General features: G+C 68.5%; 15 protein-coding genes and 1 pseudogene. 7 read left to right on the top strand and 9 right to left on the bottom strand.

The annotated features are described in order from the left end of the window. The first annotated feature begins 330 nt into the window (after positions 1 to 330). Positions 331 to 4689, top strand: coding sequence for a Tat pathway signal protein (locus AB0I54_RS36255; RefSeq protein ID WP_363300519.1), 4359 nt, complete (start codon positions 331 to 333; stop codon positions 4687 to 4689). Positions 4690 to 5009: 320 nt separating this feature from the next. Here the strand turns inward: AB0I54_RS36255 and AB0I54_RS36250 are convergent, their stop codons facing one another. Further along, on the bottom strand, positions 5010 to 5630 hold the full coding sequence (locus tag AB0I54_RS36250) for an SMI1/KNR4 family protein (RefSeq protein ID WP_363300518.1): 621 nt from the start codon (positions 5628 to 5630) through the stop codon (positions 5010 to 5012). A gap of 375 nt (positions 5631 to 6005) precedes the next feature. Between AB0I54_RS36250 and AB0I54_RS36245 the strand changes: the two are divergent. Next, positions 6006 to 6163: pseudogene (locus tag AB0I54_RS36245) on the top strand (IS256 family transposase); the annotation flags it as partial. A gap of 7 nt (positions 6164 to 6170) precedes the next feature. Beyond that, positions 6171 to 6824, top strand: a complete 654-nt coding sequence (locus tag AB0I54_RS36240) for a class I SAM-dependent methyltransferase (protein ID WP_363300517.1) — start codon at positions 6171 to 6173, stop codon at positions 6822 to 6824. A 46-nt stretch (positions 6825 to 6870) separates the two neighbouring features. Here AB0I54_RS36240 and AB0I54_RS36235 read toward each other — a convergent pair whose 3' ends face one another. Further along, positions 6871 to 7215 (bottom strand): hypothetical protein, encoded by a 345-nt coding sequence (locus tag AB0I54_RS36235; protein ID WP_363300516.1) that lies wholly within the window; start codon positions 7213 to 7215, stop codon positions 6871 to 6873. A gap of 673 nt (positions 7216 to 7888) precedes the next feature. Continuing rightward, positions 7889 to 8128, bottom strand: coding sequence for a hypothetical protein (locus tag AB0I54_RS36230; RefSeq protein ID WP_363300515.1), 240 nt, complete (start codon positions 8126 to 8128; stop codon positions 7889 to 7891). A 249-nt stretch (positions 8129 to 8377) separates the two neighbouring features. Here AB0I54_RS36230 and AB0I54_RS36225 point away from each other — a divergent pair, with 249 nt between their 5' ends. From AB0I54_RS36225 to AB0I54_RS36215, 3 genes are all read left to right on the top strand, one after another. Continuing rightward, positions 8378 to 9373 carry a hypothetical protein gene (locus tag AB0I54_RS36225; RefSeq protein WP_363300514.1) on the top strand — a complete coding sequence of 332 codons (996 nt, stop codon included), beginning with the start codon at positions 8378 to 8380 and terminating at the stop codon, positions 9371 to 9373. A 23-nt stretch (positions 9374 to 9396) separates the two neighbouring features. Further along, positions 9397 to 9951 (top strand): peroxidase-related enzyme, encoded by a 555-nt coding sequence (locus AB0I54_RS36220; protein WP_363300513.1) that lies wholly within the window; start codon positions 9397 to 9399, stop codon positions 9949 to 9951. Between the two features lie 115 nt (positions 9952 to 10066). After that, positions 10067 to 10354 (top strand): DUF4287 domain-containing protein, encoded by a 288-nt coding sequence (locus AB0I54_RS36215; protein WP_363300512.1) that lies wholly within the window; start codon positions 10067 to 10069, stop codon positions 10352 to 10354. A gap of 72 nt (positions 10355 to 10426) precedes the next feature. On the opposite strand, the gene rsgA is transcribed toward AB0I54_RS36215, so the two are convergent. The 6 genes from rsgA to AB0I54_RS36185 form a co-directional block, all read right to left on the bottom strand. Continuing rightward, positions 10427 to 11491, bottom strand: a complete 1065-nt coding sequence (rsgA, locus tag AB0I54_RS36210) for a ribosome small subunit-dependent GTPase A (protein WP_363300511.1) — start codon at positions 11489 to 11491, stop codon at positions 10427 to 10429. After that, positions 11488 to 12165, bottom strand: coding sequence for a 2OG-Fe(II) oxygenase (locus AB0I54_RS36205; protein ID WP_363300510.1), 678 nt, complete (start codon positions 12163 to 12165; stop codon positions 11488 to 11490). The genes rsgA and AB0I54_RS36205 overlap by 4 nt, the downstream gene beginning before the upstream one ends. Further along, complete coding sequence (locus AB0I54_RS36200; RefSeq protein WP_363300509.1) at positions 12162 to 13430, bottom strand: MFS transporter; 1269 nt, start codon at positions 13428 to 13430, stop codon at positions 12162 to 12164. Before AB0I54_RS36200 ends, AB0I54_RS36205 begins: the two co-directional genes overlap by 4 nt. Further along, positions 13427 to 14515, bottom strand: a complete 1089-nt coding sequence (locus tag AB0I54_RS36195) for a cupin domain-containing protein (RefSeq protein ID WP_363300508.1) — start codon at positions 14513 to 14515, stop codon at positions 13427 to 13429. The genes AB0I54_RS36200 and AB0I54_RS36195 overlap by 4 nt, the downstream gene beginning before the upstream one ends. Further along, a complete protein-coding gene (locus tag AB0I54_RS36190) occupies positions 14512 to 15732 on the bottom strand; it encodes a hypothetical protein (RefSeq protein ID WP_363300507.1) in 1221 nt (406 codons plus the stop codon). The genes AB0I54_RS36195 and AB0I54_RS36190 overlap by 4 nt, the downstream gene beginning before the upstream one ends. A 391-nt stretch (positions 15733 to 16123) precedes the next feature. Beyond that, positions 16124 to 17131, bottom strand: a complete 1008-nt coding sequence (locus AB0I54_RS36185; RefSeq protein ID WP_363300506.1) for a hypothetical protein — start codon at positions 17129 to 17131, stop codon at positions 16124 to 16126. A gap of 107 nt (positions 17132 to 17238) precedes the next feature. Between AB0I54_RS36185 and AB0I54_RS36180 the strand changes: the two genes are divergently transcribed. Beyond that, the gene (locus tag AB0I54_RS36180; RefSeq protein WP_363300505.1) at positions 17239 to 17514 is read left to right on the top strand and encodes a hypothetical protein; all 276 of its coding nucleotides are present in this window, start codon (positions 17239 to 17241) and stop codon (positions 17512 to 17514) included. The last annotated feature ends 101 nt before the right edge of the window (positions 17515 to 17615 follow it).

Genomic DNA, 17615 nt, shown 5'->3' with positions numbered 1-17615 from the left:
CCGGTATCGACCAGAGCTCGATCGCCTCGTGGAGTTGGAAGGAAGGCACCGTGCGACGGCCCGTACCACGACGAGCAACGCCCGGCACAGGCCGGTGAGTTTCGCAGCGGCCCGAAGACACCGGGCACCACCGCTCTTTCAGAAGGTCTCACGGGACCGGGAACCAACAGGAGTCAGCCCGGTGCCCACGAGCCGCCACGAACCCCACCTCATCGACCGTCCGGACGGGCCCCTGCCAGGGCCAGCCGGAGCCACTACTCAAGGATTAGGACAGATCGGCACATCATGCGCTCTTTATCACGGGGAAGAAGGAGGAGACGGTCATCCGCTGTGGTCATCACCGCAGCAACCGCGTTGATCGCTTCCACTTTCACCGCCAGCGCCGCACAGGCGCCGATACCCAAACCGCCCAAGGACTCGGTACAGAAGCAGACCAGCACACCACAGGAGAAGTCCGCATCGTCGTCGGCGGTTCCGCTGAGGGACCGTGACACGGTTCTTGGGAAGGGCTGGAAGTCCTCTGCCGACCGGGCCGTGATATCCGCCGCCGACAGCGACGGAGTCCATCTCCTGGTCGCCGACAGCACAACCGGTTACGCCTGGAAGACCGTCACGGTGCTGAGTGAGCCTCAGCTTCCGGCCGACACCTGGATCGGCAACAGCTGCGTCATAGACGATCACCACGCGGCCGTCGCCTACGCTCCCCGCACCTTCACCAACAAGCCGGACCTGATGATGGGTGGCGCGTTCACAGCGATCGTGAACCTCGATGACGGCAGCGTCACCAAGCTGCCCTTCACGGCATCGCTGGCCTACTTCGACCCGACATGCAATCCGGCCATGCACACCGCTGTCTTCACCGCGCTCCGCGACACCAAGACGCGCCTGGTCACGGTGAATGCCAAGGGCGTCACCGTGGCGGACACCACGGCGAAGGGCGAGATCACCTCTGCCGTTCCCACCAAGGACGGTGTGATCGGCGCCGCCGGAAACCGGCTCGTCCACGTCGACCGCAGAGGCAGGACAACCAAGCTCGCCGCCACGACGCACGCCCCGTACGGCATCCGTGTGACCGGCGACGGCACGGTCAGCTACATCGACCGGACCGGCGACACCGACGGCAACGTACAGACCTACGCGCACGGCATGAAGACGACCGTCGCGAGCGGCAAACTCACCGCGATGAACCTGCGCCAGGGCACGGACAGCACCGTCTACCTCACCGGAAAGGCCAGCCACGGCAAGGGCTTTACGGCCAGCGGTATCAGAGCGCTGAACGTCTCACCCGACGCGGAGGTCTCCACCCGCGGACGTCTGGCCGCCGACCCGGTTCTCTCCCCGGCCGTGCAGGCGGGCGTTGACCACATCACGAACGCCGGGCGCGGCTTTACCAAGACCGCGTCCAAGGAACCCGCAGCCGAGAGAACGCCGGGCCGCATCAGCCACGCGCTAACCATCACCGGCACGGTTCCGAGCACGGGCAAGCACACAAAGCAGAAGGCCGCCGAACCCGGCGCCACCGCAGGCGGCACACCATCGCCGGCCCTGACCGGCTCCTCGAGGCCGCAGATGTCAACGATGAGCATGGTGACAGCGCCCACCGACGATCCCAGGGCACACGACCCGGTGGACACCGACCGCTGGTGCTCCGTGCCCCGCAACGATGTCAAGACCCAGGCCCTCCAGCCGACCCCGAACCAGGTCGAATGGGCCGTGGACATGGCCGTCCGCGGCAACCTGCGCTCCGGCTACCTCACCCAGGGCGGCTGGCGCTCACAGACGGGGCTCTCCACCATCGACCCGCAGGGCATGTTTCCCCGCCCGGAACTGACCACCGGCGGACGCATCCCCGCACAGGTCCAGTTGGGCATCCTCGCCCAGGAATCCAACCTGTGGCAGGCCGAATCCGGTTCCATCCCCGGCCAGATGGGCAGCCCTCTCGCGGCCGTCGACGGCTACTACGGACACAAGTCCGGCGGAACCCTCGCCGACTTCTGGACCATCCACTGGGACAAGTCCGACTGCGGCTACGGCGTCGGCCAGGTCACCGACGGCATGCGCAAGGCCGGATACGAGAAGGAGGGCGAAACCTCCCTCCCGGTCAGCACACAGCGCGCGATCGCCATCGACTACGCCACCAACATCGCCGCGTCGCTGTACATCCTCGCCGACAAGTGGAACGAGGTCCACAAGCCCGGCCAGACGATCGCCGTGAACAACGACGACCCGGCCAAACCCGAGAACTGGTTCACCGCCGTGTGGAACTACAACCTCGGCTTCAACAAGAAGGCGGACGAGGGAACCAACGGCAACTGGGGCCTTGGCTGGTACAACAACCCCGCCAACCCCGTCTATCCCGCCTCCCGCAAGGCGTTCATGAACACCGACATTGACCCGTTGGCCAACAAGGACGCCGCGCATCCGCAGTACTGGCCGTACGAGGAGAAGGTGATGGGCTGGGCCTCCTGGTCCATCGACACCGGCCACTCCTACGCCACCTCCGGCCGCCAGGACTGGCCCGGCGAGTCCGGGTTCTCCTCCGCCGGCTTCTACCCCGCCTACTGGAACGGCACGAACCTGCCCTACACGATCGAGGGCAGCGCGCGATACAACCGGGCGCACGCCACGCCGCCGCTCGACACGTTCTGCAACACCAAGAACAACTGCGACACGGCCAACCCGCCCGACTGCCCGAACGCTGCCTGCTACACGAAGTACTGGTGGAACGCGCCCAACGTCACCTGGAAGTCCAACTGTGCCACCACCTGCGGCTTCGAGCACATCAAGTACCAGAGCCTGATCAACGAGCCCGGACGCGGCTACCGTCTGCAGCACGGCACACCCGTCTGCTCCGGAGCGCCCTCGGGCGCAAAGGTCGTCGAATCCGTGCCAGCAGGAACCGACACCTGGAGCGACTGCGGCACCACCACAACAGACGGCTCGTTCCAGTTCACCTTCTACCCCGACCCGAACGCGACCGGACCAGGCCTGGGGCAATACGACGCGAAGGCCGACCTGCACCAGATCGGCGGCGGCTACCAGGGACACTTCTGGTACACGCACGCACGCGACGCCGACCACCTCGGCGGCAACGAGGGACGCATGACCATCCTCGGAGACTGGAAGCTGAACTCGGCCATCTCCGGTAGCCAGGCTAAGGTCTACGTGCACATCCCTGACACCGGCGCGCAGATCCCCAACGCCTCCTACAAGATCATCACACCGTTCGGCGCAGAGACCAAGACCATCGACCAAGGCGCCCACGAGTCCAACCAGTGGGTGTCCCTCGGCGCCTACAACTTCAAGGACCAGGCGCCAGAGGTGCAGTTGACCAACTCCACACCGGACGGCGCAGCCGACAAGGATGTGGCCTGGGACGCTGTTGCGTTCGTGCCCGGCGACTACTCAGGTATGCCGAGCATCGCCTTCGGCGACCCTAGCGTCAACGCACCCGAACCCGGCGACATCACCGCTCCGCAGGACATGACCCCCGACGGGATAGCCCAGGGGGAGGAGCCCATCCCATCCATCCAGCAGGAGTTCTCCGACCCCAAGAACACATACGTCCCCTGGTGCGCAGCCAAGCCCTTCGGATTCGGCACCAGCCGCAAAATCTGGACCAACCGCACCGAAGCCTGCATCAAAGGCCAGTTCGGATTCATCAAGTCGGTCAACGGAGAAGTCACCGGCACCGCCACCTTCGACTTCCAGGCCGAGATGAAGCTGCACTCCGACGAGGTCAGCTGGAGCACCGCATTCAAGTTCAAGCTGGTCGACGCAAGCGGCGAAGCGATGAGCGAACCCCTCTACGTCACCGTCGATGACACCTGCTCCCTGGACTGCAAGAAGAACGGCCCACGTTCCGAAGCGGGGAACCTGTGGTGGGAGTACGGTCTGGGCGACAAGCACACGTACTCCATGTCGCAGATATGGAACTGGGGTGAATCCCGCCCCTCCGACCTACTCTTCCCCAAATGGGCGATGAAGGGCGAGCTCGGCGGCATCTGGACTGCCGACAACACAGACGTCACTACCGACGGCGCCAAGGCGCAGATCCGCTGCGACTCCATAGTCCCGAATTCCTATCCAGGCTGCGTATTCGATCAATACAAGCCGACCTACGTCATGAACTCGAAGAAGTTTCCAGCCGCAGCCGCCCACGCCTGGCTCATCCAGAACAAGCTTCCGGGCCACTACGGCAGCAAGACCAACGGTACTCCGCTCACCTACCTTGGCAGCAACGTGATGTCGCGGAGCGACCCCACCAAGAAACAAAGCACCGAAAACCGCGATGTTATCTGCCCCCGCTCCTGGAATCGCAACCAGGACGCCACCCTCTCGCCGGAATTGGATGAAGGAAACCAGCCCGACAGACAGTCCTGTGACGAATTCGCCTTCGCCGCCAGCTATAACAGCGCGGGAATGTCCCAGCTTGCGGGCGGATACAACCCGGTCAGCTCCGGTGACGACTGCCTGCAAACCTACGCCCAAAAGGGCAGCGACGGCGTCTGGCACCTCCTGCCCGACCTCCGCTACCCGCTCCCCACATGGAACGAGAAGTGCGGACGGGCCACCATATCCAACAACCAGAACACCCAGTCCATGCGGCCCTTCGGCCAGTTCATCGTCCGGAACAAGCTGATGGACAAGGACGAATATTGGCTTGACCTCGACGGTTTCGCTCCGTAACCGCGAACCGCTGAACAGCACTGTGGCCCGGAAGCCTCCCGCTTCCGGGCCACAACGTTATACAGGGGGAATGGCCGAGGCTGTCACAAATTTCGGTGTTCACCGTTCGGTTGGCGAAGAGGTTGCTTATTGATTGATCGGCCTCCACACATCTGGCTGTGAGGCGTCCGTCGCTGGCGATATCATCATCGCACGCCCAGCAGCGTCATCACTTCCGGCGCATCGGTCAAACTGGCCCTCTCAGCGGCCAGTTACCTGCTGCCTACTGCCGCAATCTCACCGAACGAGAACGCATTGGCCCTGGTGCAGGGGGCGTGTACCTACCAGCAGATCAGGCCTTCGCGCACCGTAGGCAGGTGCGGCGACTGACGGCCCATGACCGTGAACGGGCGGACCCCTTCCAGGGCATCTCCCACCGTGCTCAGGTAGTCAGCCAAAGACGAGAAGGCCAACTCCGGGAAGCTTTCCTCCTCGTACGCGTACACCGGCGCAGGGTCCTGTCCGCCGGATACGTCAAGGAACAGTCCGCAGTGCACCTCCTTCTTCCGGAAGACTGGAATCCAGCCCTCCTTCCAGTACTCGTAGCGGGAACCCGGCTCCTGCATGGCAATGCTCGCCTTTCGGTTGCCTACATACAGGGAGCAAATGAGCTCCACGTCGCAAAATACGTAGTCGGAAGGAAACGGAGAATAATCGCCGCCGCCCCGTGCGTCGTAGAAGGAGTTTCCGGTCAGGGAGCGATGCTTGGCCGTGCTGCCGTTGTTCATCATCAGGATCTGCCGCAACTCGGCAGGCAGACTCACCCCCATCTCCGACTCGGCCTGCGCAATCTGCTCTTCGGAGGCGGGCGGGTTCAGGGCGTCGGTGTGAGCAGGGGTGTTTTCGGTCAACCAGCGGAAAATGCGGGTCCATGCCTCAATTGCGCTGCTCAATGCGGTCACCTTCCTCACCTAAAATTCCCTACCTGATACGTACCCTACCGAACACACCACTCACATATCAGAGCGATCGTCAGGACCCCAGCGTCCTACCAGGTTGTCCGGGTTTGGCACCATCAGTAATGCGGGTCGCCGGGAAGACCAGGTCCACCTGGTCTTGCCCACCGCGGCCATGGCCCATCACCCGTCAGGAGTCGCTTACTCCTGTCGTACTGGGGCAGCGAGGCCATCTACTGGCAGCACTGCGAGAACGACCACGCCATGGACCACAGGCTCCGCGGGCCAGCGGCCGTCGCCGAAAGCACACGGCGGCTCTCGGCGACGGCCGGCCCGCAAGCCCGATGCTAGGAACAGCGCTTCCAGGTCTGGTAGAACTTGTCGACGTTGTCCACCGTCCGGTTGCGGACCAAGGTCACCGCGGGGCCGGCTCCCGCACCGCCGCCCTGGCCATGGTCTTCAAGCTCGTCGAGTCCGCCCAGCAGCGGTGGCGGGCCGTGAACGCACCCCACCTCGTCGCCCTCCTCGTACGCGCCGGAGTCTGCCATGTCCGACCTCGACAGCCAGGTTCCCTACTGGGATGTCGCCGCGGCCACGAAGACGTTCACCCACCCGCTCCACCTGCCCTGGCTCGACGGCATCAGCAGGCACGCCGCGATCCTCGACTACGGATGCGGATACGGCCGCATCATGAAGGAGCTCAAACAGCGCGGCTTCGGCAACCTCACGGGTGTCGACGCCTCACCAGGAATGATCAGTCGGGCACGCCACCTGCACCCCACCATGCGCTTCGCCGCCCTGGACGCACCACCGGCCTCGCCCTGTCCCAACGCAGGCTTCGACGCCGTTCTGCTCTTCGCCGTGCTGACCTGCATCCCCGGCGACGCAGCGCAGCACCAGCTGATCACCGAACTGAACCGCATCCTCAAGCCCGGCAGAATGCTCTACATCAGCGATCTTCTGCTGCAAGACGACGAACGCAACCGCAACCGTTACGGCCGCCATGCTGATCACTACGGCAGCTATGGCGTGTTCGAAACCGGCGACGGTGCAGTCTGCCGCCACCACCCCCGCGAGTGGTTCTCCACCCTGCTCGCCGGGTTCCAGACCATCGACACCCGGACCATCACGGTGCCCACCATGAACGGTCACGAGTCAACCGGGATCCAAATCCTCGCCCGCAAGCCCACATCGCCATGAGCGCAGCTCAGATCCACACAGCAGGGCCCGCGGAAGCCAGAACAACTTAGCTTCGACGGGACCTGCCGACAACGGGATACTGGAAGCTGGCGGCGAGACGGCGCCTGGCAGGCGCGAAGGCGTCGATCGGCCCGGCGCCCTCACCAGGCGTGTCGTTCCATCCTTGTATGCGGGCGGCGCGACGCTTCAAACGGGGATCTCCGGGCGTGACAGGGGACTGTTTCACCGGCTTCAGGTCTCCTCCCCACGCCACGACGCCCTCGCAGTCGGCGAGGATGTCCCCGACGACGATCCGTTCGGTCTCGCTCATGCCGGTGTTCTTGACGTCGGCGCCGAGCGGGTAGTGCGTGGTACAGATCGCTGCGGCCTGCGCAGGTTCGGCAGTTGCCATGGTGATTGCTGCCCCGGCTCCTGTGCCGAGGCCGAGGGCCCGTCTACGCTTTCAGCTCGTTGTCGCGAAGAGCCTTTCTGTCGCTGTAGCGGTTGATGAGAAGCAGGGCGGAGCAGACGACAGAGCAGGCCAGCCCTGCGTACAGCAGAAACGGGGCCCAGAACCAGCCTCTTCGGTGCTGTGGCCGCTGGCCCAATGGCAGGTGATGGACGGAGGAAAGCTGTCCACGCTCACCGATGTCAGGCTGTAGTCCCGTCCGGCATCCATGTACACGCCGTCACCGGTTTGGTCTCCGCATATGTCAGGCGGGTTCGTGAAGGCGAGCCCGTAGACGGTTGCGGCCCCGTAGGCAGCGATTGCTGCGGCGATCCCGATCACAGCCCAGCGGGCCGGCCGCGAGGGCTTCCTCCTGGTCACCCACAACGCGTACGGGAACGCCCCAACGGCAAAGAGGAGGAGTGTGATCGCGGGCGGGCCGAATAATGCGAACAGAGACACCATGCACCTTGACGTTACTTCGAGCGGAGGAATCGTTGCTGGTTCGCCTGGTACTCAGCCCGTCGGATCCCTTCCGTGGAGGTGTGCTGAACCAGATTGTCGCCGAACGCGTTGCACCAGTCGTCGAAGAATCGTTGATTCAGGTAGTCCCGGCAGTGTCACGGCTGGGTCGGGTTCACTTCTCGGGCTTCTGGTCCGGCTCTGTGTGCTCGGTGTGGGGTGTCTCGGTGTTCTGGCTCAGAGTGCTCCACTTCTCGGCGAGTTGCTTTCCGATGTGGCCGGAGTGTTCGAGGGGGGTGTCCCACACGCTGTCCTTGAGTGATCGGGAGTAGAAGCCGAAGGGGTGGTCAGGTTTTTCGCCCGTCCTGGTCTCCTTGGGTTCCTCGGGTTCCTCGGGCCGGCTCCTGGACATCATTTCCTGGCTCCCCTCTCCGCCTTTCAGTTCTCCTCGCCAGAACCACGATGGGTCACCCGTCGGCTCAGCTGGAGAGCCTGCGGGCGCTCGGGGCCGACTTCGCCACGTCCACGGCGTGCCGCAGCCGACATGGCGCAGTCGTTCTGAGGTTGGGGAGGGCACGGCAGGAGGTGCGGGGTGGGTGAGGGGGCGGCGAGCATCGGGCGCGGGTCCACTGGCCCTTGCCAGCCGTCTCCTTGAGGAGGAGTCATGAAGACCGGACGTCTCGGCGTCTACCTGACCGTCGCGGTGACCGCTCTCGGTGCCGCTCTGATCCCCCAGGCGGCATCGGCTGCGGCGGACTGCACTTACACCTACAGCGGGCAGGTGGCGCTGGACGACCTGGGCACGGGTACGTACAACGGTCTGACGGGCGGCCTGTACCCGGGTGGCAGCAATGTCCGGCCGGCCGCGCACACGGACGCCGGGGTGAGCATCGCGCAGAACCAGGTGCTGCCGCGCAACGCCTCCGGTCAGGTCGACCTGGTCAACGGCAAGGTGGTGCTGACCTCGATCGGCATGTCCAACACCACGCAGGAGTTCCAGAAGTTCATCTCCACGGCCAAGGCGTACTCCGGCCTGAACGACAAGCTCGTGATCGTCGACGGCGCGCAGGGCGGCCAGGACGCCAATGCCTGGGCGGATCCGGCGAACGCGACGTGGTCGGTGCTGGCAAGCCGGCTTTCCAATGCCGGTGTGACCGCGGCTCAGGTGCAGGCGGTGTGGCTGAAGGAGCAGTACGTGGGCGACAGCCTCGGGTCCTTCCCGGCCGGGGCGCAGAACCTGCGCAACTCGCTCGCCTCGATCCTGCGCAACGCCCGCTCGAAGTACTCGAACCTGGCGCTGGGCTATGTCGCCAGCCGCATCTACACCTACGATCCGGCCCGCAGCGCGGGTGCGTATCAGCAGGGCTGGGCCGTCAAGAAGCTGATCCAGGACCAGATCAACGGCGCCTCCGACCTGACGTACGGGACGGGCGGTGTCGCGCCGTGGATCTCGTGGGGTCCGTACATGTGGGCGGACGGGCTGGGCTCGGACCGTGTGGCAGGCGGCACGCCCGGGCGCGGCGACGGTCTGGAGTGGAAGTGCTCGGACCTGGAGTCCGACGGTGTCCACCCCTCGTCCATGGGCGAGCAGAAGGTCGCCAACATGCTTCTGAAGCAGTTGTCGAGCGACCCGACCTCCACTCCGTGGTTCAACAAGTAGCCGGCCGGCCGGGGAGAAGCGCGATGCCGCACATCGAGATCCCGGCGCCGGTGCCGGGCATCCGCGGGCTGATGGCCGCCAAGCCGTCCTCGGGCCGCCGGCTCAGCGAGCTGGCCGAGCAGTTGCTGCGGGGTGCCTCGCCGCTGTCGGTGGCCGAGCGGGAGTTGATCGCCGCGTATGTGTCGTACCGCAACGGGACCCGCTACTGCACGGGCTCGCACACGGCCGCGGCGGCGCACGCGCTCGGCGGCGACTACGCGCTGGTCGAGGCGGTGCAGCGGGATCCGGCGACGGCTCCGGTGAGTGAGCGGCTGCGGGCGTTGCTGGTCCTCGCGGGGAAGGTGCGGGGCGATGCCCGGACGGTGTCCGGGGAGGACGTGGCGGCCTCCCGGGCGGCGGGGGCGGATGACGAGGCCATTCATGACGCCGTGCTGATCGCGGCCGCGTTCTGCATGTTCAACCGGTATGTCGACGGGCTCGCGGCGATCGTTCCGCAGGATCCGGCGGCGTACGACGAGATCGGTGCCGCTCTGGTGGCGAACGGGTATCTGCCGCAGGGCGGTGCGGCGGCCCGGTGACGACGTGGCGAAGTTGCTTCGAGTACCGGACAGGAGGCGGGTTGGGGCCCAGCTCGCGTGCAGGCTGGTGTAGTCGGCCGTAGTCGGCGTGGACGATTGGGAAAGCGAGGAGCACATGTCGTTTCAGGCGTACCTGGACAACATTGAGGACAAGACGGGCCTGACGCCTCGTCAGTTCATCGAGCTGGCGAAGGAGCGCGGGTTCGAGGGGCCGGACATGAAGGCGGGGCCGGTCCTGGAGTGGCTCAAGGAGGACTACGGGCTGGGCCGGGGGCATGGGATGGCTCTGGTGCACGTCTTCAAGAACGGCGCGAAGATCTCCGAGAAGCACGTCGGTTCGGACGGCACGCACCGCGACGACTCCGACACCCTGTGGCTGGAGGGGAAGGCCAACCGCCCCTGAGTCAGCGCCGGGCAACGCTGCGGCACCACGACGCCGGCTCCCTCTGCGGGGAGCCGGCGTCGTGCTTGTTGTTCAGCGTCGTCCGTTGCGGCGGGCCTGTTTGCTGACGGCCTTCCACTGGCGGCGCATGTCGGCCATCTCGGCGGGGTTCTCCCGGCGGCGGCGGTGGGCCATCTCGCCCTGGAGCTTGCGCCAGGTGGCCAGTCGGGTGGTGGGCAGGGTGCCGGTGCGGACGGCTTCCTCGACGGCGCAGCCGCTGTCGCCGTCGTGGCCGCAGTCGGCGTACCGGCAGTGGGCGGCGAGGGCTGCGAGGTCGGTGAAGACGTCGTCGACGGCCTCCCGGCCTGCGGCTACCTCCAGGGAGCGGATGCCGGGGATGTCCAGGAGGACTCCGCCGCTGGAGAGCAGGTGCAGGCGGCGCGTGGTGGTGGTGTGGCGGCCGCCCGCCCGGCCGGTTGCGGCGACGGCTTCGGCGGTGCCTTCCAGGGCGTTGAGCAGGGAGGTCTTGCCCGCGCCGGAGGGCCCGAGCAGCACCGCGGTGGTGCCCGGGCCCAGGTGGCGGCGCAGGGCGTCGAGGCCGTCTCCGGTCAGGACGCTGACCGGTATCACGGGGACGCCGGGGCTGAGGGCCGCGGCGGTGGTGGCGTCCTCGGTGCCGGCGTCGTCGGTGGTGTCGCTCTTGGTCAGGACGAGCACGGGCCGGGCGCCGCTGTCCCAGGCCATGACGCTGAGGCGTTCGACCATGGTGGTGTTCAGCCCGCTGGCCAGCGGGACCACCACCAGGACGGTGTCGATGTTCGCGGCGAGGACCTGGCGGCCGTGTCCGGCGGCCCCGGCCCGGCCGAGGACGGTGCGGCGGGGGGCCACGGCGTGGACGCGGCCGTCGTCGCCGAGCCGGATCCAGTCGCCGGCGACCGGGGTGACCGGCAGGGTGGGCGCGATGGCGGCGGTGTGCGCGGCGAGGGTGCCATCGTCGGCGGGCCGCAGTACGTCGCAGACGGTGCCGTGGTGGACGACGACACGCGCCCAGCCGGTGCCGGCGGGCATGTGGCCGAGACGGGTCTCGATGGTCGCGGAGGCGGTCGCCGAGGTGGTCGCGGCGGTGGTCGCGGCGGTGGTCGTGGCGGTGCCGGTCATGGGGTGTCCTCGGTGATGAAGCCGGTGTGGGTGCGGCGCAGCCGGTCGCCGGCGGTGGCGTCGACGCGCTGGACGGCGTGCATGGTGTGGGCGCGGAAGACGACCAGGCGGTTGGGGCGGGGCAGGATGAGCGTCGGGTGCGTGGTGGTGTGGAGCAGCGCCGCGCCGTCCGCGGCGTCGGCGCGGGAGGGCTCGTCGATCATGGTCAGGCCGCCGCCCCAGTCCGTGTCCCAGGCGCGGTGGGTGAAGTAGACGTAGGCGCCGACGCGTCCGGCGCCGGCGTCGTTGTGCCAGCTGAGGCGGGAGCCGGCGGGGTAGCCCCAGGCGCTGAGGGTGAGGGAGAGCCGTTCGGCGCGGTCGGGGGCGCCGAGGAGGCCGAGGAGGTCCAGGTGTGCGGTGATCTGTTCCTTGACGGCGCGCTGCCAGCGGGGCGTGTCGTCGGGGCTGTCGGCCAGGCGCTGTTTCTCCTCGCCGCCGCGGTAGGCGAAGCCGTCGTAGACCGGGTCGATGGTGCTGAGGACGGGCTTGAGGCGGATGCGTTCGAAGGCGGCGGCGGTGTCGTCGAAGTCGGCCTGGGGCAGCAGGTCGTCGATGACGACGAAGCGGTCGCCGCGGGAGTGGACGCCGGCGTCGGGGCCGGTCGCGGGCGGGGCCAGCAGGGTGGCGGTGTTCATGCGGTTGCCTTCCTTCCGTGTCCGGCGAGGGATGCGGCGGGGATGCAGAGCAGGACGAGTACGACGGCGATGCCGGTGAAGACGGTGTCGTAGTGGTCGGCGGTCAGCCCGCCCAGGAGCATGCCGAGGGGGACGCCCGCGGCGTTGACGAAGTTGTCCACGGAGCCGAGGCGGGAGAGGTACCGCTCGGGGATCTCGCTCTGGTAGGCGGTGTCCCACACGATTCCGCAGGCGGCGGTGGTCAGGGCGGACAGGACGAACGCCGCCGCGACGACGGCGGTGGGCAGCTGGTCGCGCAGGGCGAGCGCGGTGAACTGGAGTACGACGCCGACGGTGACGACGACGGCCGCGGGCTTCCAGCGGTGCTTCTGGGTCGCCATGACGGCCAGTGAGCCCAGCAGCGAGCCGACGGCGAGGCAGGTGGCCAGCAGCGACCAGGCGCCGGTGCCGCCGAGGGATCGTACGGCCAGCACGGGGCCTGCGACGGCGGTCAGGCCGATGCCGAGGGAGACCACGAACCACAGGGCCATGCCGAAGGAGAACCACGGGTAGCGGGCCATGACCGCGAACCCGGCGCGGAACCGGGTGTCCGGCTCCGCGTCGGGGGTGGCGGTGGGCTGTGCGGTCGGGGTCGTCCGGTCGCGCAGGGGGGTGTACAGGCGGGTGAGGCGGGCCAGGCAGGCGAGGTTGACGGCGAAGGACGCCACGTCGAGCCAGAGGATCCAGGAGAAGCCGGCCGTGGTCATGAGGACCCCGGCGAGGATCGGGCCCAGCAGGAAGCTCACGTCGGCCACGAGGGAGAGCAGGCCGTTCGCCCGCTGGAGCTGTTCCCTGGGGACGAGTTCGGGGGTCAGCCCGATCTGCGCAGGGTTGTAGAGGGCGGTTCCCGCGCCGTAGAGGGCTGCCGACAGGCACAGGTGCCAGCTGTGCAGGGGCAGCGGGCTGATCGCGACGACGGCCAGTGCGCCCTGGGCGAGCAGGCGCAGTACGTCGGCGCCGATCATCACGCTCACCCGGTTGTGGCGGTCGGCGAGTCGTCCGCCGGTGGCGACCAGGAGGAAGCGGGCCGCCCACAGGGACAGCAGGACCCAGGTGAGGGCGGCCGCCGAGTGCGAGATCTGGTAGGCGGCCAGGGCGAACGCGACCGGGACGGGGGCGTCGCCGAGTTTGGAGACGACGTGGCCCGTGAAGAACGTGGCGAAGCGGCGCTCGCGGAGCATCGCGGCCTGGTCCTTGAGCGTGGCGGTCAGCACAGGCGGGTTCATCCTTCGCAGATCAGGAAGTCGTTGCGGGCGCCGAAGGCGACCAGGGCGCGTACGTCGGTGGTGGGCAGGTCGCTGCGGACGGCCAGTTCGCCGAAGGTCAGGGCACCTCCGCGGGCCAGCAGGCCGACCGTGTGCCCGAGCCGGGTGTCCAGGCGGATGCGCCGGCCCATGGTGGTGACGGTCAGGTGGTCCTCGTCGGTGGTGATGTACGGGGGGAAGCGGCTGGCCCAGCGGATGCGGGTGGTGGGCTGGACCTCGCCGGTCAGCGCGCTGGGCAGGGAGGCGCCGGCGCGGCGGTCGGGGCGCTGTGCCAGGCGGGCGGCCAGCCACTCGCGGCCGGGGTCGGGGGCGGGCCGGCCGGCGAGTTCGTGGGCGGCGCGCGTCTCCTCCAGTACGTCGGCGAACGGCTCGTATCCGACGGTGAGATGGACGGTGAGGTCGCCGGTTCCGCTGACGCGGTGGGCGGTGTCGCGCGGCACGGACAGGCACATGCCGGGGGTCAGGACGCGGTCGAGGCTGTCGTCGGCGAGGTCGCGGGAGCGGGCGCCGACGCGGGAGTCCACCTGCCAGTGCTTGCGTCCGTGCAGTTGCAGGATGAGCGCGTCGTGGTCGTCGCTGTGCACGTCGAAGGCGCTGTTGTCGCCGGCGGTGATGTAGCAGTTGACCCAGGCGCGGGCGTGCAGCAGGTACTCCAGGGCCTCGCAGAGCAGCATGACGCGTTCGTCGAGGGCTTCGAGGTGGCTGACGACGAGGGTGGCGCCGCGTTCGACGGCGCTGTGCAGGTAGGCGGGGACGAGGGCGGTGTGCAGGACCTCGCCGTCGCCGACGCGGGAGCGCAGCCAGCGGCTGCGGTCGATCTGCCGGCCGGACTCGACGAGTCGGAAGTTGGTGGCGAGCGCGCCGGGTCGGGCGAGTGCGGACCAGACTCCGGCGAGGAGGGCGTCGCGGGCGGCGGCGTCCGCGGCCTTCCCGGGTTCGTACAGGCGGACTCTGCCGGCCGGTGGCTGCCGGTCGCCGAGGCCGTCGAGACTGTCGAGGCCTTCGAGGAGCGACTGGGCGTGGGCGAAGGCGTCGAACGCGGTCATGGGGCGGTCACCGCCCCCATGGTGTGCAGGGCGCGGGCGAGTTCGGCGCGGCTGCCGGGCGGGAGGGTGTCGGGCAGGGCGGCGGTCAGCTCTTCGAGGGTGAAGGGGGCGGTGGAGGCGGTGGCGTTCTCCAGGGCGGTGAAGTCGGCGCGGTGGGGGATGGTGAGGGTGCGGCCGCGGGCGACGAGGACGGTGCCGTCGGGGTGGGGGGCGGCGGCGACGGCGCCGGGCCGGGCCCAGCGCAGCGGGGTGCCGGGGGCGGGTGGCGTGGCGGGCAGGGCGGCGCGGTGGGGCGGGCTCAGGTAGCCGTTGGTGCGCAGGCGGAGCCGGGCGAGGGCCAGTTGGTGGGCGACGCGGTCGGCGAGGGCGGTGCCCGGGGTGCCGTCGTCGCGCAGCAGGGTGCGGGCCCGGTCGGTGACGTGGCGGGCGGGCGGGTAGGCGGCGAGTGCTTCGGCCGGCTCGGCGGTGCGCCACAGGGCTTCGGTGATCAGGGAGCGGGTCCGTACCGGGTAGAGGGTGAGCCCGAGGAACGTGGAGGGCCCCAGGTTGCGGAAGACGTGGTACGTGTCCTGGGGGATCAGCAGGAAGTCGCCGGGCCGCAGGAGGTGACGCTCGGCGGAGCCCAGGTGCTCCTCGATGTCGAAGGTGATGCGGCCGAAGGACGGGCTGGGGGTGATGCCGGAGGCGTCGAAGGGGTGGTCGTGCCAGACCCACACCTCTTTGGGGGAGGGTCCGAGGTGGAAGATGAGCGAGGGTTCGCCGTCCTTGTGGATGCCGAACGGTGTCCATCCGGAGTGGGCGACGAAGGTGTACACGTCGGTGCCGGAGGGCAGTTCGTGCCGCTCGTCGGCGACGAGCTCCGCCACGATCCGGGCCGCCTCGGTGCCGAGGGGGAGGCTGAAGGCGGCGATGTCGTTGACGGCCAGGCAGGATTCGTCGCTGTCGGCGGTGCGGGCCAGCCAGTCGGTGGCGCTCTCGCCGTCGTCGAGCGGTGTGTTCACGAACCTCTGGGTGAGCCGGTAGTCGAACGCACCGGGTCGGAAGGCGCGCAGGCGCAGGTCTCCGGGCGCCTTGCGGGTCGCCGTCCGCAGGCCTTCGTCGATCAGCCGGCGCAGGTGCTCGGGGTCGGTGACCAGTCCGGGCAGGTAGACGGTGCGGGTGAAGTCGGGGGCGTGGGCCGCCGCGAACGCCTTCCAGGTCTTGAGGTCGATGCTCATCCAGCTCACCACTCGCTCGGGGTAGATGGCCGACGCGGCCGGTTGTCCGGAGAGAGGACGACCGGCCGCGTCACGGTGCGGGCCTCAGTGGCCGACGTCCTGACGGGGGCCGAACTCGGCCTCGAAGTCGTAGTTGTCGTCCTCGAGGATCTCCATGACGAGGTTCTTCTCGTTCTCCATGATGCTTTTCCTTTCCTGTTTACAGTGATTGGGTGACCCGTTCCGTCGGGGGATTCGGATATTCGAGTCGGGGACTTGCTGTTGGAATTGAGCGGTCCTTCAAGCGGGGTTCTTTTTGCTTTCCGGCCCGTTCTCTGGAATGACTCTGACATGCCCGCAAGGGGGTTGTCAGCATTTTTTGGCGGCACAGGAATGCCTTGACACTGTTGTGTCACACCAGGCCGCTTCGGGCGGCCTGCAGGCCGAGTTGGAAACGGCTGCGGGCGCCTGTCCGGTCGGAGAGATGGGAGATCATGCGCCGTTCGCTGCGCAGGGAGATGCCGAGTTTTCGGGCCGCGGCCTCGTCGGTCAGTCCCTCTGCGAGAAAGCGCAGCAGGGCGCGTTCTCGCGGCGAGTACATGTCCGTGGCGTCGTCACCGGCGCCGTCCGTCGGGTCCGTGCCGTCGGCCGGGGTCGCCGTGTCCCACAGGTGCGTGAACAGGGCGCGCAGTCCGGCCAGGGCTCCGGGTTCGTCCAACAGGACGGCTCCGCCGTCGGGTTCGTCGGGGTCCAGGGGCAGGATTGCGCTCGCGCCGTCGACGAGGCGCAGGTGCAGCGGCAGCGCGGGCAGCGTGCGGATCTCGGCGCCGGCCCGGGTGAGGCGGCGTACGGCGTCGCGGCGCCGGGCCGGGCCCGTGGTGCTGTCCATGTGGAGGACGCGTACGCGCACGCCCCGGTCCAGCAGGTCGAGATGGAGGGGCACGTCGAGGTCCCAGGGGCCGTCGCCCGCCGTGGTGGAGGGGGCGAGCGCGAGGAGTTCACCGCGGGCCTGCGCGGTCAGGTCGGCCTGGAGGCGGCCGACGGCCTCGGCGCCGGTGAAGCGCTCCACGCCGGCGCCGGCGGTGCGGCCGAGCGCTGTGTAGCCGGCCAGCAGGTCAGCGACCGCGGCACGGCTCGCGTCGATCTCCAGCTGGGTGCGGGCCAGTTCGTCCTGGCGGCGTTCCAGGAGTGCGCCGAGTCCGGCCCGGGGCGGCACGAGCAGCGGGGCGCCGCAGGTGCCCTCGGGCGCGGCCGCCCTGCGCAGCAGCGCGAGGTCGGCGAGCGTGTCGAGGGCCGCGGTGACGGCGGACCGGTCCTGGTCCAGTTCCTGGGCCAGCCGGTCCACGCCCCAGGAGGGATGGTCCAGCATGAGCCGGTAGACGGCCTCCGTCCCGAAGTCCAGTCCGAGTACGCGCAGCATCAGCGTCCCCCCGCATCGTGTGGGTGCCGGGCACATGCGTGCCACGGCATGTTCGTGGCCCCGTCAGGACTGGGACGGGACCGGTGGCGTGCGGCACACTCGGGTGCGTGCACCTCGTCGAGTTCGCCTTCGCCAAGCCGCACGACGCGCCGGAGCTGCCCGGCGACGTCCTGCTCGCCGCCCTGTGGGCGGTGTGCGGCCCGGACGACGGCATGGAGCACATCCGGGTGCACGTGAGCCGCGCGGGTGCCCGGGGTGCCGCGTTCCTGCTGGCGCCGGACGGGCCGAGCGCCGTCCGTCAGTGCCGGGCGGTGTGCCGGCGGGCGCTGGCGGTGACCGGCGCCCTGAGCGCGTGGCGGCTGACCTGTCCCGGCGAGGCATGAGGCGGAACGGCCCAACGTGCCCGTACCGGCACGGCCATCTGCCGAAGTCCCGGTGTACCGCGAGGTGTTGCTTGCCACGTCTCCATTCTTGGACTAGCGGG

Source organism: Streptomyces sp. NPDC050625 (assembly GCF_040654755.1).
Taxonomy (GTDB): domain Bacteria; phylum Actinomycetota; class Actinomycetes; order Streptomycetales; family Streptomycetaceae; genus Streptomyces.
The sequence above is the reverse complement of the archived record's forward strand: the minus strand, read 5'-3'. Positions and strand labels throughout refer to the sequence as shown.

Coding starts and splice junctions, on each gene's coding strand:
- AB0I54_RS36225 (WP_363300514.1), top strand. CDS start 8,378: ATGAAGACCGGACGTCTCGGCGTCTACCTGACCGTCGCGGTGACCGCT.
- AB0I54_RS36230 (WP_363300515.1), bottom strand. CDS start 8,128: ATGATGTCCAGGAGCCGGCCCGAGGAACCCGAGGAACCCAAGGAGACC.
- AB0I54_RS36240 (WP_363300517.1), top strand. CDS start 6,171: ATGTCCGACCTCGACAGCCAGGTTCCCTACTGGGATGTCGCCGCGGCC.
- rsgA (WP_363300511.1), bottom strand. CDS start 11,491: ATGACCGGCACCGCCACGACCACCGCCGCGACCACCGCCGCGACCACC.
- AB0I54_RS36185 (WP_363300506.1), bottom strand. CDS start 17,131: ATGCTGCGCGTACTCGGACTGGACTTCGGGACGGAGGCCGTCTACCGG.
- AB0I54_RS36195 (WP_363300508.1), bottom strand. CDS start 14,515: ATGACCGCGTTCGACGCCTTCGCCCACGCCCAGTCGCTCCTCGAAGGC.
- AB0I54_RS36235 (WP_363300516.1), bottom strand. CDS start 7,215: ATGGCAACTGCCGAACCTGCGCAGGCCGCAGCGATCTGTACCACGCAC.
- AB0I54_RS36215 (WP_363300512.1), top strand. CDS start 10,067: ATGTCGTTTCAGGCGTACCTGGACAACATTGAGGACAAGACGGGCCTG.
- AB0I54_RS36190 (WP_363300507.1), bottom strand. CDS start 15,732: ATGAGCATCGACCTCAAGACCTGGAAGGCGTTCGCGGCGGCCCACGCC.
- AB0I54_RS36220 (WP_363300513.1), top strand. CDS start 9,397: ATGCCGCACATCGAGATCCCGGCGCCGGTGCCGGGCATCCGCGGGCTG.
- AB0I54_RS36200 (WP_363300509.1), bottom strand. CDS start 13,430: ATGAACCCGCCTGTGCTGACCGCCACGCTCAAGGACCAGGCCGCGATG.
- AB0I54_RS36205 (WP_363300510.1), bottom strand. CDS start 12,165: ATGAACACCGCCACCCTGCTGGCCCCGCCCGCGACCGGCCCCGACGCC.